This window comes from Brevibacterium sp. LS14, from assembly GCF_012027885.1.
Taxonomy (GTDB): Bacteria; Actinomycetota; Actinomycetes; order Actinomycetales; family Brevibacteriaceae; genus Brevibacterium; species Brevibacterium casei.
On record NZ_SJXG01000056.1, the window covers coordinates 108,652 to 122,711 of the forward strand.

Sequence of the window (14,060 nt, forward strand, 5' to 3'; positions counted from 1 at the left end):
CCACTGTTAATTCGCGAGCGCGACGTGACATTGTTTCTTTCCTTGCCTGCACATGTGGCACACCGCCACAGGAAAATGTACTTCTATTAAATACCACGACGCCTATGTCACGCCAATTTTTCCCGAATACTGGAAGGTTCGGTCCTAATCTGAGTACGAGGTGTGCGAATTCCGCACATCGGCACAATATCCGACCGTGACAATGCCGATTGCGAAAAGGGCATTGCTCGTTCCGCACGGACTCGGGCGCCGCCGCCTCGGCACCGGTGGCACAATGCTCCCATGAGCGCTCCATCCTCCGCCTCTGCCGAGGCACTCGTCGCCGAGCTCTCCGCCGCCGGTGTCGGCGATGTCACCGGAGAAACCGCAGACCGCGCCGCCTACTCTTCGGATGCCTCCCTCTTCCGTCTCGTGCCCCAGGCTGTCGTCTTCCCCCGCGGCGAGGACGACGTCGCGGCTGCGCTCTCGGTCGCCCGCCGCCTCGGCGTGCCGATCACCTGCCGTGGTGCGGGGACGTCGATCGCAGGCAACGCAGTCGGCACCGGGATCGTCCTCGACTTCTCTCGGCACATGAACACGGTGCTCGACCTCGACCCCGTCGAGCAGAGCGCGTGGGTCGAAGCCGGATGCGTCCATGCGAGCCTGCAGGCACGAGCGCGGGAGCACGGTCTGCGCTTCGGTCCCGACCCGTCGACGCACACCCGGTGCACGATCGGAGGGATGATCGGCAACAACGCCTGCGGTCCGCGTGCGCTCGGCTACGGACGCACGGGGGAGAACATCCTCGCGCTGCGGATCATGCTCGTCGACGGCACGGTCGTCGACCTCGATGATGCGGATCCCCGGGAACTGTTCCCGCGCCTCCATGCACTCATCGGTGAGCACCTGGGCACGATCCGCACCCATCTCGGCACGTTCTCCCGTCAGGTCTCCGGCTACGGTCTCGAGGCGCTGCTGCCGGAGAACGGGTTTGACGTCCGTCGTGCCTTCGCCGGGTCCGAGGGCACGTGGGGCATCGTGCTCGCCGCGAAGATGCGGCTCGTACCCGAGCCCGCCCATACGGCCGCGGTCGTCCTCGGGTATCCGGACATGGTCGCCGCCGCCCACGACGCTCCGCTGCTGCGCGATTTCCCCGTCGCGGCGTGCGAGGGTCTCGATTCGCGGATGCTCGACCGGGTCATCGCGGCCAAGGGCGGGAACGCCGTTCCCGCTCTGCCTGAGGGCGCCGGTTGGCTCGTCGTCGAACTCACCGGCGACGATGCCGAGATCCTCGCCGAGGAGGCGCAGCGTCTCATCGATGAGTCCCGTGCTCTCGACTCCGCCGTCGTCGACGCGGAGACCGCAGCGGCGGTGTGGGCGATCCGCGCCGACGGTGCGGGGCTCGTCTCACGCACCCCGGACGGGCGCGACGCCCACGCCGGGTGGGAGGATTCCGCGGTTCCGGTCGAGCACCTCGGCGACTATCTGCGGGATCTCATGGACCTCCTCGACGAGCACGGGCTGTGGGGGATCCCGTACGGGCACTTCGGTGACGGATGCCTGCACATGCGCGTCGACTTCCCCCTCGAGGATCCCGACGGCCCGGCAGTGCTGCGGCGATTCCTCGTCGCGGCGACCGAGCTCGTCGCCGGCTACGGCGGGTCGGTCTCGGGAGAGCACGGCGACGGTCGCGCACGCTCCGAGCTGCTGCCGCTGCTCTACCCGCCCGAGGTCATCGACCTCAACCGAGCGGTCAAGGAGCTCTTCGATCCCCGCCACCTTCTCGGGCCCGGGGTCATCGTCGACCCCGACCCCCTCGACGCCTCGATCCGGCTGACCGAGCTGCCCAGGCGCGATCGGCTGCCCGGTCAGCTCGCAATGGCGTATCCGGACGAATCCGACGGGTTCGCCTCAGCCGTCCACCGGTGCACGGGGGTCGGCAAATGCCGCGCGGATTCCGCGGCGAACGGTGGGATCATGTGCCCGTCGTTCCAGGCCACGAGGGACGAGCTGCACTCGACGAGGGGTCGCGCCCGGGTGCTCCAGGAGATGGTCTCCGGTGACCTGGTCACGACCGAGTGGGACTCCCCCGCCGTCGCCGAGGCGCTCGACCTCTGTCTGTCCTGCAAGGCGTGCGGCAGCGAGTGCCCGACGGGCACGGATATGGCCACATACAAGGCCGAAGTCCTCCACCAGTCCTATCGGGGTCGGATGCGGCCTCCCTCGCACTATGCGCTCGGCTTCCTCCCGCAGCTGGCGAACGCTCTCACCCCGGTCGCGCAGCTGGTCAACCGGGTCGCCCGGGTGCCGGGGGTCGGTGCGCTGGGAAAGCGGTTGGCGGGGATCGATCCCCGCCGGTCGATTCCGACGTTCGCGACGACGACGTTCCGGAGCTGGTGGCGATCCCGCGCCGAGGCGGGCGCTGGGGCCTCCGACCGCCTCGGCGAGGTCATCCTCTTCGCGGATTCGTGGTCGAACCACTTCGCGCCGAGGATCCTTGCGGCCGCGGTCGCCGTCCTCGAGCATGCGGGCGTGCGGGTGCGGGTGGTCGAGCAGACGGTGTGCTGCGGTCTGCCGCTCATCTCGACCGGCCAGCTCGATGCCGCACGCAGCCACCTCGGCGAGACGGTCGCCGCCCTCGATGCGACCGGGGATGCGCCGATCGTCGGGGTCGAACCCTCGTGCCTGGCGACACTGGCCGACGATGCGCAGAAGCTGCTCGCGAGCGATGCGGCCGAGCGGGTCGGGTCGCGGGTACAGACGCTCGCGGAATATCTCCTCGGGATCGGTGCCGAACTGCCCGACCTCGCCGGCGTCGACGCGGTCGTCCAACCGCACTGCCATCAGTCGGCGGTGCTCGGGACAGCCCCAGACCGAGAGCTCCTCTCCCGGGCGGGAGCGAGCGCCGACTTCCTCGGCGGGTGCTGCGGGCTGGCGGGGAACTTCGGGGTCGAGGCCGGTCACTTCGAGACCTCGGTCGCCGTGGCCGAACTCGCGCTGCTGCCCGCACTGCGCGTCGAGCGCGAACGCGCCGACCGCGAACGCGCCGAACGAGAGCGGGACGACGACGAACGGATGCGCGTCGTCCTCGCCGACGGCTATTCGTGCAGGACGCAGATCGCCGATCTCAGCGACTCAGCCGGGGTCTCCTTGGCCGAGCTCCTCGCGTGGGGGCACGGTCTCGAGGTGGGGCGCTGAGTCTCAGGCCTTCGCGGTGAGGACGGGGACTTCGGCTTCGAGGAGGATGCGCTGGGCCTGGGATCCGAGGATGAACTTTCCGATCGCCGAGCGCTTCCGCAGGCCGATGACGATGAGCTGGGCATCGTGCTCGGCGGCGAGGTCGTTGAGGGTTCCCGGGACGTCGTCCTCATGGTCGGGCTGGAGCACGGTGACCGCGACTCCCGCCTCCTCACCGAGGGCGACGATGCGATCGATGTCGTCCTTGTCGATCTCGGTCGGGGTGCCGCTAGCACCGCGTCGCTGTGAGTTGACCACGACGGCGTCGCACGTGCGCAGCGCGGCCTCTGCGAATCCCGCGCGCAGCGCCGCCTCGCCTTCCGGGGCAGGGAGATAGCCGATGAGAATCGTCATGGCATCAGTATATGGACGACTCCCGTTGTCGTTCACCGTCCGGTCACTTCCCGGACACCTCGGTGTCGCTTGCGGCCATGATCGCCTCGATCCGCCCGCGCATCACTGAGAGCTCCGCGACGAACTCCGGCGGATCGACGACGCGGCACGGGAACGGGATGTTTGCGGTGTAGATCGCCGCCGCGCCGAGGTCTGGCACCCCGAACGTCACGCGCACACCACCGCTGACCTCGGCAATCGTCGCGGCACGGGTGGAGAACCACGGTTCGATCTCCGCCCGGGTGGCCGCGATGTCGAGGACGATCGTGTGCTCGTACGCGGCGACGGTGACCGCGCGACGCACGGCCGCCTCGGCGTCGGGGGCAGGTCGCAGCGGAAAGCCGAACGTCGTCACATGGACCTCGCTCAGCCGGTCGAGGCGGAAGACCCGCCAGTCGCTGCGGTCGAGATCCCACGCGTAGAGGTACCAATGAGAGCCAAGCACGACGAGCTGGGCGGGTTCGACCCGTCGGACGGCCGGCGCGGCGTCGGTCCACGGCTTCGCGTAGGCGAAGGTGATGCGACGGCGGGCGGCGATCGCTGAGGCGATGGCCCCGACCGCGGCATGGTCGACGTCGGGCTCGTTGCCGGGGGCGACGGTGACCGCGGTCCCGATCTCCCTCACCGCGGAGGCGGCCGCGGCCGGGAGCATCGCCTCGAGTTTCCCGCTCGCCGAGGCGGTGTCCGCACTTCCGAGGCCCGCACCGGCGAGGAGTGATAGACCGAGCGCGGTCGCGAAGGCCTCCCCAGATTCGAGTTGAAGGGGCGGCAGCACGGTCCGGCTGCCGGCCCGGTACCCGCCGTCGACTCCGGGGGCGGCATCGACGGTGTAGCCGAGCTCGCGCAGGGTCGCGATGTCGCGTCGGATCGTCCGTTCGGTGACGCCGAACTCCGCGGCGAGGTCGGTCGCGGTGAATGACCGACCGGTCCCGAGCCGCGCGAGGAGGGAGAGGAGGCGGGATTCGGAGCTCATGCGCACCTGGCCGAATCTCGGGCGACGTCGTCGTGCATGCGGACATCATATGTCCGCAATCGGTCGGATGATGGTTTCAAGCGCATCGCCGATCGCGCCGAGCCGTTCACCCCACACCAGGCCAGACCCGACCATCAGGAGTCGTCATGCCCTTCTTCGCCCCGCCCGTGACCACCGAGACCGACGCCCAGCTGAGCTTCCTCGAACAGCAGTGCCAGCAGCTGCGACTGACCGCCGCAGGCCTCACCGACGAGCAGGCCCGCAGCACCCCGACAGTGAGTTCGCTGAGCATCGCCGGGCTGCTCGCCCACTCAGCCCACGTCGTCTACGGCTGGCTGCAGCAGGTCCGCGACCCGTCGCTCGTCGCCACCGAGGAGGACTACGCCGCGTTCGGTGAGGAACTCGGGCTCTTAGGATCCTTCGAGGGCGCGACCCTGCCGGATCTGACCCTGGCCGAGGTGCTCGCCGCCTTCGACCGCGCCGTCGCCGAGATCACCGCCACCCGCACCCAGGCCGCGGCGGACGGGATCGACCTCGACGCGAAGGTCCCGGTGAACAACCCGTGGATGCCGAAGGACTTCGACATGTCGGTGCGCTGGATCCTCGCCCACCTCAACACGGAGATCGCGCGGCACGCCGGACACGCCGACATCATCCGGGAATCGATCGACGGCGCGGTCTCGTACCAGCTCAACGCCCAGGCCGAGGGGCTGCCGTGGCCGCCCGAGGGCTGAGCCGAACCCACACATCGGCACCCCGGTCCTGCCGTGACTCGCTGTGCAGTGCGAGTCCGAACAGGTCCAGGGTGCCGATGCGGATCGATGGTCCCCGCCGAGGCCGTTCGCCGTCTGACGTCTCCCGCCGAGACGGTCCGCTCAGGCTGCGCTGACCGCGGCCTTGGCCACGCGGTCGACGAGGTGCTCGGTGTAGGCGGGCACCGTGAGGAACTCGGGGAAGTCGTCGGTCAGCGCTGAGGCCCGGAAGATCTCGACCGCCTCGGTGACGTGGTCAGCGGGGGTGCGCTCCATGAGCGCGAGCTCCTCGCCGAGGTAGCGCTCGACGAGCTGCCGGGTCACCGGCTGGCCGTTGTCGAGCGTGACCTCGTGGTGGATCCACTGCCAGATCTGCGACCGGGAGATCTCCGCGGTCGAGACGTCCTCGAGCAGGTTCTCCAGCGCCACGTTGCCGTTGCCGCCGAGCCACTCGTTGAGGTAGCCGATGGCGACGCGGATGTTGACCCGCACGCCCTCCTCGGTGACGACCGGCTCGAGTCCGGTGATGTCGAGGAGGTTCTCGGCGCACACGCGGACGTCGGGGCGCATGTTCTCCAGCTGGTGCGCCTTCTCACCGAGGGCGGCGTCGTAGACGGCGAGTGCGGCCGGGACGAGGCCGGGATCGGCGACCCACGTGCCGTCGAAGCCCTGCCAGGCCTCGCGCGCCTTGTCCTCACGCATCCGCGCGAACTCGGCGGCGACGAAGCCCTCGTCGGGGTGGCTGGTCATGAGGTTCGTCATCGTTCCGATCGCGTGGGCGCCGCGGCGGTGGCAGGTCCACACGAGACGGTCGGTGAAGGCCTTCATCAGGGGCAGGGAGTTCGTCAGACGGTCGCGGTCGGGGAGGATGAACTCCGTCGAGTGACGGAGGTTCTTCACCACCGAGAACAGGTAGTCCCAGCCGGCGGCCTGGAGGCCGGCGCAGTGGTCGCGCAGCTCCCAGAGGATCTCCTCCATGTGGAACGCGGCGGCGATCGTCTCGATGTGCACGGTCGCGCGGATCGTGCCCTGCGGGATGCCGAGCTCATCCTGCGCCCAGACGAAGATCTGGTTCCACAGCCGGGCCTCGAGCGAGGACTCGAGCTTGGGGAGGTAGAAGTACGGTCCCGAACCGGAGTCGATGAGCGTCTTCGCGTTGTGGAAGAAGTAGAGGCCGAAGTCGACGAGCGCGCCGATCGCCGGGGTCTGCTCACCGTCGTCGCCGGTCACCATGAGGTGCTTCTCCGGCAGGTGCCAGCCGCGGGGGCGCATGCCGATGGTCGGCTGGTTGCGGTTGCTCACGCCGGGCAGCTGGTCGCGCACGGCCAGGTAGAGGGCGTGCTGTCCGCCGAGGATGTTCGCCCACGTCGGGCTCGTCGAGTCCTCGAAGTCGGCGATCCAGACCTTGGCCTGGGAGTTGAGCGCTCGGACGACCTCGGGTTCGGTGACGGGGCCGGCGAGTTCGACCCGGCGGTCCTCGAGTCCCGGAGCGTCCTGAGAGCCGGCGACCTGCCAGGTGCGGTCGGCGCGGACGGCGGCGTAGTCGGGGGTGAAGCGGGGCAGGGTGCCGTCGTTCATCTCCGCCGAACGGCTGCCGCGCTTGGCCATGAGCCCGCCGAGGCGGTCGGCGAAGTTCTCGTGGAGGCCCGCGACGAAGTCGAGCGCCTGTGCCGAGAGAACGGTGCCGTGTCCGGGTGCCTCAGGTGCGTTGATCGTGATGCGGGACATTGTCTTCTCCTCACTCATTCGAGTGCTGTGTGGGACCGTGCTGGTGGGAACTGGAGTGGTGCGGTTGGTCGGGGTGGGTGCTGGGCGGAGGTGCCGGCGCGGATCGACGATGCAAACCCCGTGAAAACATCGCCGAACCGCGCCGAGTCTGGTGGGTCCTCACCTGCCGGGCCGTCTGGGCCCGGCAGGTGCGGGGCGGGTGCTCAGTGGAACTGGGCTTCCTCGGTCGAGCCGGACAGGGCGAGGGTCGATCCGTCCGGGTTGACTGCGGTCGAGACGAGGTCGAAGTATCCGGTGCCGACCTCGCGCTGGTGCTTGGTCGCGGTGTAGCCGCGATCCTCGGCGGCGAACTCGCGCTCCTGCAGGTCGACGTAGGCCTTCATCTGCTCGCGGGCGTAGCCGTGGGCGAGGTCGAACATCGAGTAGTTGAGGGCGTGGAAGCCGGCCAGCGTGATGAACTGGAACTTGTAGCCCATCGCTCCGAGCTCGCGCTGGAACTTCGCGATCGTGTCGTCGTCGAGGTGCTTCTTCCAGTTGAACGACGGCGAGCAGTTGTAGGCGAGCAGCTGGTCCGGGTGTTCGGCGTGGATCGCCTCGGCGAACTGCTTGGCGACCTCGAGGTCGGGCAGGGAGGTCTCCATCCACAGCAGGTCCGAATACGGAGCGTACGCGTTGCCGCGGGCGATGCAGGCCTCGAGTCCGTTGCGGACCTTGTAGTAGCCCTCAGCGGTGCGCTCGCCGGTGATGAACGGCTGGTCGCGTTCGTCGACGTCGGTGGTGATGAGCGTCGCGGCATCGGCGTCGGTGCGGGCGATGATGACCGAGGGGACGTTCTCGACGTCGGCGGCCAGACGGGCCGACTGGAGGGTGCGGATGTGCTGCGAGGTCGGGATGAGGACCTTGCCGCCGAGGTGGCCGCACTTCTTCTCGCTCGCGAGCTGATCCTCCCAGTGGACGCCGGCGGCGCCGGAGTTGATCATGCCCTTCATGAGCTCGAAGGCGTTGAGCGGACCGCCGAAGCCGGCCTCCGCGTCGGCGACGATCGGGACCATCCAGTCCTCGACGGTCTTGACGCCTTCGGCGTGCTCGATCTGGTCGGCGCGCATGAGCGCGTTGTTGATCCGGCGGACGACCGCGGGAACCGAGTTCGCCGGGTAGATCGACTGGTCCGGGTAGGTGTGGCCGGAGAGGTTCGCGTCGGCGGCGACCTGCCAGCCGGAGAGGTAGATGGCCTTGAGGCCGGCCTTGACCTGCTGGACGGCCTGGTTGCCGGTCAGCGCGCCGAGGGCGTTGACGAAGTCGAGGTCGTGGATCTCCTCCCAGAGCTTCTCGGCTCCGCGGCGGGCCAGCGTGTGCTCCTCGATCACCGAGCCGCGCAGCTTGACGACGTCTTCCGGCGAGTACTCGCGGGCGACTCCCTGCCAGCGGGGGTTGGTGGCCCAGTCGCGGCGGATCGCTTCGACGTCGTGCAGTTCGTTCGGCGTGGTGTTCATGGTTCTCTCCTGTGTCGTTCCGAGGTTCGTGTGATCCATCTTGCTGGGCGCGCAAGCCCTCCGACAGAGAAAAGTGAGGAGAAAATTCTGCGTTCTTCCCATTGGTGAAATTTCCCGGTTCTGTCATACTGGTCACATTCGCAATGCACCATCCGGATCGACGCCTCGGAGGCGGTTGTGACCAGTGTTCAAGCTTCAAAGTCGGAGTCGAAGCAGTCCGTCGACAGCCTCAGCATCGGCAGAAGAATCCGATTCTTTCGCAAACAGGCGGGGATGACGCTCGCCGAGCTCGGGGAGAAGGTGGGCCGTGCGGCCTCGCAGATCTCAACGATCGAGAACGGCAAGAGGGAAACTTCTGTCACCCTGCTCACCGCGATCGCCGAGGCCCTGGGAACCGAGGTCGCGGACCTTCTCGACCCGACTCCCGTCGACGGTCGGCAGGGCCTCGAACTCGAGGCCGAACGGAATCAGGCCTCCCCGATGTACTCGTCCCTCGGACTGCCGCAGGTGCGCATCAAGTCGCTGCCGCAGGATGCGCTCGAGGCGATCGTCGGCCTCCAGCGCCAGCTCGCCGAGGTGCTGACCAGGCGGGCGGCGACCCCGGAGGAGGCACGGCGAGCCAACCGTGAGCTGCGGGAGACGATGCGCGAGAAGCACAACTACTTCGCCGACCTCGAGGAGCAGGCGGCCGAGCTGCTCAGCCTCGCCGGCTACGAGTCGGGGACCGTGTCCCAGCGCGAGACGGCGACGATCGCGGAGAAGCTCGGCTTCAGCCTCCATTACGTCTCCGACCTGCCGAGCTCGACCCGGTCGATCTCCGACACCGCGAATCGGCGCATCTACCTGCCCAACGCCGATGCCGCGTTCGACCCGCGCACGCACCTGCTCACGAGCCTTGCCCCGCACGTCCTCGGGCACGGGGCGCCGAAGGACTTCCGCGAGTTCCTCCAGCAGCGCGTCGATGCGAACTACCTCGCCGCCGCCGTCCTCCTGCCTGAGAGCGCGGCGGTGCCCGTCCTCACCGAGGCGAAGCGGAAGCGGGAGCTCTCCGTGGAGTACCTGCGCGACATGTTCGGCGTCGGCTACGAGATGGCCGCGCACCGGTTCACCAACCTCGCCACCGAGCACCTCGGTCTGCCCGTCCACTTCATGAAGGTCCACGCCTCGGGCACGATCCACAAGGCGTACTCGAACGACGGGCTCCCCTTCCCCACTGACCCGCTCGGGGCCATCGAGGGGCAGTTCGCGTGCAAGCGGTTCACCTCGCGCACGGTCTTCCGGGTCGCCGACCGGTTCAGCCCGTACTACCAGTACACCGACACCCCGCAGGGGTCGTACTGGTGCACGGCTAGGGTGCTGCCGGGAGGCGACTACGCGATCAGCGTCGGCGTGCCGTTCGCCCACGTCAAATGGTTCGAAGGCCGGGAATCCTCGATCCGTTCGCAGTCACGCTGTCCCGACCCCTCGTGCTGCCGCACCGCCCCGGAGGAGCTCGCCGCGAAGTGGGAGGACAACTCCCTGCCCTCGGCGAAGATGCACGCCTCCCTCCTCGCTGCCGTCCCGCCCGGCGCCGTCCCCGGCGTCGACGACACCGAGGTCTATGAGTTCCTCGAGCGCCACTCCGGCTGAGGTCGCGCCCCGCGACGATCCTTGAATGGCCTCCCACCAGCCACTACCGTGAGGTTGAGAAACGTGGGAGGTTGAGCAGTGCCGTCGTCGGAGAAGAGCGCGATCCGCAGATTCTTCACAGAGCGTCCGCAGACTCGCACGGACTTCGTCCTCACATGGGTCGAAATCTCCGCCGTGCCCATCGTGATGTGGCCGATCCTCGGATTCCTCACCGGCGAGATGGGCGAGGCCTTCACCCGAATCCTGCCAAGCCTCATCGTCGTTCCGATCGTGTCCGGGCTTGTCCTCACCTATGTCTATTCGACCCAGAAGAAGGACTCGTCGCTGAGGAAGCGTTCCGCCGGAGATCCTGAGCGATAGTCCGTTCGATTCGGCCGACCTCAGCGACCGACCGCTGTGTCCCCTGTCCTCTCCGCTGACTTCAGCGAGCCGCCAAGCCTCACCGTCTCCCCGCGGACTTCAGGGCCGCGGTGACGACGTGCTCGGCGATCGCCAGCGCCGAGGTGGCTCCGGCCCGCGGGGTGTTCCGCACCTGAGTGAGCCGTCCGCGGGCGGTGACGACGAGCCCGGTGACGAGCTCGCCCTTGCCATCGATCGCCTGGCCGCTGACTCCCTTGGGTCCGGCAGCCATCCCCGCGGTGTCGAGGTCGGGGGCGTACTTCCTGATCCGCTCGACGAACGCCGAGGTGCTCGCCGCCGACCGGACTCCCTCCGCGGCCGAACGGACGTTGCGCTTCGCGAACTTCCAGAACCCGGAGAATCCGAACGAGGCACCGAGGTCGCCGAGGTCGATGTCGCCGACCGAACTGTCGCTGCGACCGAGCGCGATGTGCGTGTTCGGCCCGAGCAGCAGCCCACCGGTGACGGTCCGGGCGAGCACGGTCTCCTCGAACGGCTCCTCCGGGTCGGGCACGGACGAGATGATGCCGTGGACCGCCTCGGCGGCGGGAGCAACGAGTCGCGAATACGTCGTCGAGAACGGAACGATGCGCGGATCGGCGGAGAGCCCGGACGCCACGGCGAGTCGATCGGACTGGAGTCCCACGGCGACGAGGACGAGGTCGAAGGTGCCGGCATCCACCTCGGCGCCGGTGGGACGGTTACGATCGGACCACCCGTCGATCCGGTCCTCGGCCTGCTTGAACCAGTCCTTGTCACCGAACCGGGTGCGCAGCTCATCGCCGAGGCGACCGCGCAGACCGCCCCGTGCCGACACATCGGCGACGGCCTCGTCCTCACCGCCGCGGTAGGTGCGGGGACGGTCGTGGACCTCCCCGTCGACATCGGAGTCCGATTCGACGACGAGGTCGGTCGAATAGCCGGACTCGCTTGACGCTCCCGAGTCGTCCTTGGGGCTGACGGCGCGGGTGCGGATGCGCACCTCGTTGCTCAGCGCGTCGATGCCGGTGACCTCGGTGAGGAAGCGGAAGCGGCCGCCTGCGTCGCGGACCTCGGAGGCGAGCGCCTCGGCGACGGCCTCGAAGTCGGTGATCGCGGTGTGCGGCGAGTAGAGAGCCTGGACTCCCCTGGCGGCCGGTTCGATCTCGCGCATCTCGGCCCGATCGACCATGCGCACCCCGGGCACGTCGTTCGCTTTCGCCCTGGTGAGCAGGTCGTCGAGGCGGTCGACCTCGTCGGTGTTCTGCGCGACGACGAGCTGCCCGCACTCCCGGTAGGCGAGTCCCTGCCCGACGAGGTAGGGGATGAGGAGTTCGAGCCCGCGGCGGGCGAGCGTCGCGTCGAGGGATCCGGGCTCGGCGTCGAGACCGGCATGGACGATGCCCGCGGTGTGACCGCTCTGCGCCGTGGCGATTCCCGGCCCGCGGTCGAAGACCGTGACCTCGGCGTCGGGGAGCTGACGGGTGATCTCGCGGGCGAGCGCCACACCGATGATGCCTGCGCCGACGACTGCCACTCGTGAAATACTCATACAGCAATCTTGGCATCGTCGAGGGAGTTGGAGAAGATGGCGACCGCTCTGAGCTGGCCCGGCAAGGAGAAGTCGCTCACCCTCGGACGCGAACTGGCCGCCACGGCCGGTCCGGGATTCACGGCTGCCGGCGGCCGCCTCGGCGAGGGGATGGATCCGAGTGCGAAGACAGCCGGGCCACGGTCGGTCGTGCCGGATCCGGACGAGAACCTCCTCATCGTCGGGGACAATCTGCCCGGCCTGCAGAGCCTGCTCGCCACGCATCGGGGGCGGGTCAAGGTCGTCTACATCGATCCGCCGTACAACACGGGCAATGCGCACGCGTACCGCGACCGCGGGCACGACCACGACAGCTGGCTCGACTTCATGGCGCCGCGTCTCATGCTCGCGCGCGAGCTCATGCGCGATGACGGGGTGCTCTACCTCCACCTCGACGACGGGGAGAGCGCGTGGGCGCAGCTGCTCGGGCACGAGGTCTTCGGGGAGGCGAACTCGCTCGGCACCCTCATCCACCAGCGCGCGAAGGGCGGGGGCAACTCGCCGTCGTTCGTCCGCGGGCACGACTACATCCACGTGTGGGGCAAGGACGCCCGGTCCGCGGGGACGTTCCTCACCGAGAAGAAGGCGCCGGCGAAGGTCGAGGTCATCGACGGGCGCAAGATGCTCGTCGAGACCGACGTCCTGCGCGCGAGCTTCGGCCGCTATGCGCGGGGGTCGGAGCGGCGGCTCATGTACGAGGACATTCTCGCGGTCAAAGGAGAGAAGAAGCTCGCCGAGGTGGACGCGAAGCTGGCGTCGGGCGAGTTCGTCCTCCGCCCGTGGGGGCCGGGCAAGCACGCGGTCGTGCGGGTGACGCCGTACGAACTCGCGAGTTCGAAGCTCTACTCGATCATCAAGGCGCTCGGCGGGCAGAACGACCTCGAGGACCTCGGGCTCGGCGGTGTGTTCGGGTATCCGAAGCCCGTCGAACTCGTCAAGACGCTCATCACCGCGCAGACCTTCTTCGACCCCACGGCGATCGTCCTCGATTTCTTCGCCGGATCCGGGACGACCGCGCAGGCGGTGATGGAGGCCAACCGCCGCGACGACGGGCAGCGGTCCTTCATCCTCATCCAGACGCCGGAGGAGCTGCGCGGCGGGCGCGGGACTCGGGGAGGTGCGGGTGCTGCGGGTGCTTGGGTCAACGGGAACGGGGGTCGTCAGGGTGAGGCAGACGTGCGTGCTGCGAGCGGAAGCGACGCAGACAGTGCCCGCCCCGAGTTCGCGACGATCAGCGAGCTCACCGCCGAACGCATCCGCCGCGCCGCCGATGCCTCGGCACCCGGCCTCACCTTCACCGAGGTGGCCGTCGCGGACCCGCCCGCCGCAGAGGCCTGAGCCGCAGGCGCGGGCACCCAGCGAGTTCAGGTCGCGGAGTGTCGATTCGTGGCGCCGGAATCGACACTGAGCGTCCACCTTCCCGGCGCAGCCGACTCTCCGCAGCCCAGAAGCGCACGAGGGCAGGCGCGACCGCGACCGCCCGCGATCGCGCAGGGATTTGCCCCACACCTCTTCCGTGATGGCGATCACACTGACAGAATGAGATTCCTCCGACGCTGATGACAGGGGTGGTGCAGTGCCCACGTATCTCTTCCGCTGCGACGCGTGCGGTGACTCCGAGCGTGCCTATCCGATGGCCGACAAACCCGGTTCCATCCCCTGCCCCGGCTGCGGCGGCAGTGCACGGTCGATCGTCGGGTCGCCCCACCTCGGCGCCGGATCATCGCAGGCGAAGCGACTCATCGAATCCACGGAACGCTCCGCCGAGTCTCCCGCCGTGGTCTCACGCCTTCCCGGTTCGAGCCGTCGGCGCCAGAAGGTCAGCCGCGATCCTCGGCACGCAAAGCTTCCGCGCGCCTAGCCGAACCGCACCTCCACCTGCACGACCCGCACCGCCAGCCCCGCCC

At 68.7% G+C, this 14,060-nt stretch carries 10 protein-coding genes; 5 read left to right on the top strand and 5 right to left on the bottom strand.

Going from position 1 to position 14,060, the window contains the following annotated elements; all coding sequences use genetic code 11:
* Nucleotides 1-282 precede the first annotated feature (282 nt).
* Nucleotides 283-3,177, top strand: a complete 2,895-nt coding sequence (locus EZE58_RS13195) for an FAD-binding and (Fe-S)-binding domain-containing protein (RefSeq protein ID WP_009377455.1) — start codon at nucleotides 283-285, stop codon at nucleotides 3,175-3,177.
* A 3-nt stretch (nucleotides 3,178-3,180) separates the two neighbouring features.
* Here EZE58_RS13195 and EZE58_RS13200 read toward each other — a convergent pair whose 3' ends face one another.
* Nucleotides 3,181-3,570 carry a universal stress protein gene (locus EZE58_RS13200; protein WP_009377457.1) on the bottom strand — a complete coding sequence of 130 codons (390 nt, stop codon included), beginning with the start codon at nucleotides 3,568-3,570 and terminating at the stop codon, nucleotides 3,181-3,183.
* Nucleotides 3,571-3,613: 43 nt separating this feature from the next.
* Nucleotides 3,614-4,582: a WYL domain-containing protein gene (locus tag EZE58_RS13205; protein ID WP_009377459.1), complete on the bottom strand. Its 969-nt coding sequence runs from the start codon at nucleotides 4,580-4,582 to the stop codon at nucleotides 3,614-3,616.
* 146 nt (nucleotides 4,583-4,728) lie between these two features.
* Here EZE58_RS13205 and EZE58_RS13210 point away from each other — a divergent pair, with 146 nt between their 5' ends.
* Complete coding sequence (locus EZE58_RS13210; protein WP_009377461.1) at nucleotides 4,729-5,316, top strand: DinB family protein; 588 nt, start codon at nucleotides 4,729-4,731, stop codon at nucleotides 5,314-5,316.
* Between the two features lie 141 nt (nucleotides 5,317-5,457).
* Here the strand turns inward: EZE58_RS13210 and EZE58_RS13215 are convergent, their stop codons facing one another.
* Together EZE58_RS13215 and aceA are read right to left on the bottom strand one after the other, a co-directional pair.
* Nucleotides 5,458-7,062, bottom strand: coding sequence for a malate synthase (locus EZE58_RS13215; RefSeq protein WP_009377462.1), 1,605 nt, complete (start codon nucleotides 7,060-7,062; stop codon nucleotides 5,458-5,460).
* Nucleotides 7,063-7,265: 203 nt separating this feature from the next.
* The gene (gene aceA / locus EZE58_RS13220; protein ID WP_009377464.1) at nucleotides 7,266-8,555 is read right to left on the bottom strand and encodes an isocitrate lyase; all 1,290 of its coding nucleotides are present in this window, start codon (nucleotides 8,553-8,555) and stop codon (nucleotides 7,266-7,268) included.
* A 177-nt stretch (nucleotides 8,556-8,732) separates the two neighbouring features.
* On the opposite strand from aceA, the gene EZE58_RS13225 reads away from it, so the two are divergent.
* On the top strand, nucleotides 8,733-10,184 hold the full coding sequence (locus tag EZE58_RS13225; protein ID WP_040341569.1) for a helix-turn-helix transcriptional regulator: 1,452 nt from the start codon (nucleotides 8,733-8,735) through the stop codon (nucleotides 10,182-10,184).
* A 78-nt stretch (nucleotides 10,185-10,262) separates the two neighbouring features.
* The gene (locus EZE58_RS13230; protein ID WP_009377469.1) at nucleotides 10,263-10,544 is read left to right on the top strand and encodes a hypothetical protein; all 282 of its coding nucleotides are present in this window, start codon (nucleotides 10,263-10,265) and stop codon (nucleotides 10,542-10,544) included.
* Between the two features lie 79 nt (nucleotides 10,545-10,623).
* Here EZE58_RS13230 and EZE58_RS13235 read toward each other — a convergent pair whose 3' ends face one another.
* Nucleotides 10,624-12,114, bottom strand: a complete 1,491-nt coding sequence (locus EZE58_RS13235; RefSeq protein ID WP_205772275.1) for an FAD-dependent oxidoreductase — start codon at nucleotides 12,112-12,114, stop codon at nucleotides 10,624-10,626.
* A 36-nt stretch (nucleotides 12,115-12,150) separates the two neighbouring features.
* Here EZE58_RS13235 and EZE58_RS13240 point away from each other — a divergent pair, with 36 nt between their 5' ends.
* Nucleotides 12,151-13,491 (top strand): site-specific DNA-methyltransferase, encoded by a 1,341-nt coding sequence (locus tag EZE58_RS13240; RefSeq protein WP_009377473.1) that lies wholly within the window; start codon nucleotides 12,151-12,153, stop codon nucleotides 13,489-13,491.
* The last annotated feature ends 569 nt before the right edge of the window (nucleotides 13,492-14,060 follow it).

Coding starts and splice junctions, on each gene's coding strand:
- EZE58_RS13195 (WP_009377455.1), top strand. CDS start 283: ATGAGCGCTCCATCCTCCGCCTCTGCCGAGGCACTCGTCGCCGAGCTC.
- EZE58_RS13200 (WP_009377457.1), bottom strand. CDS start 3,570: ATGACGATTCTCATCGGCTATCTCCCTGCCCCGGAAGGCGAGGCGGCG.
- EZE58_RS13205 (WP_009377459.1), bottom strand. CDS start 4,582: ATGAGCTCCGAATCCCGCCTCCTCTCCCTCCTCGCGCGGCTCGGGACC.
- EZE58_RS13210 (WP_009377461.1), top strand. CDS start 4,729: ATGCCCTTCTTCGCCCCGCCCGTGACCACCGAGACCGACGCCCAGCTG.
- EZE58_RS13215 (WP_009377462.1), bottom strand. CDS start 7,062: ATGTCCCGCATCACGATCAACGCACCTGAGGCACCCGGACACGGCACC.
- aceA (WP_009377464.1), bottom strand. CDS start 8,555: ATGAACACCACGCCGAACGAACTGCACGACGTCGAAGCGATCCGCCGC.
- EZE58_RS13235 (WP_205772275.1), bottom strand. CDS start 12,114: ATGAGTATTTCACGAGTGGCAGTCGTCGGCGCAGGCATCATCGGTGTG.
- EZE58_RS13240 (WP_009377473.1), top strand. CDS start 12,151: ATGGCGACCGCTCTGAGCTGGCCCGGCAAGGAGAAGTCGCTCACCCTC.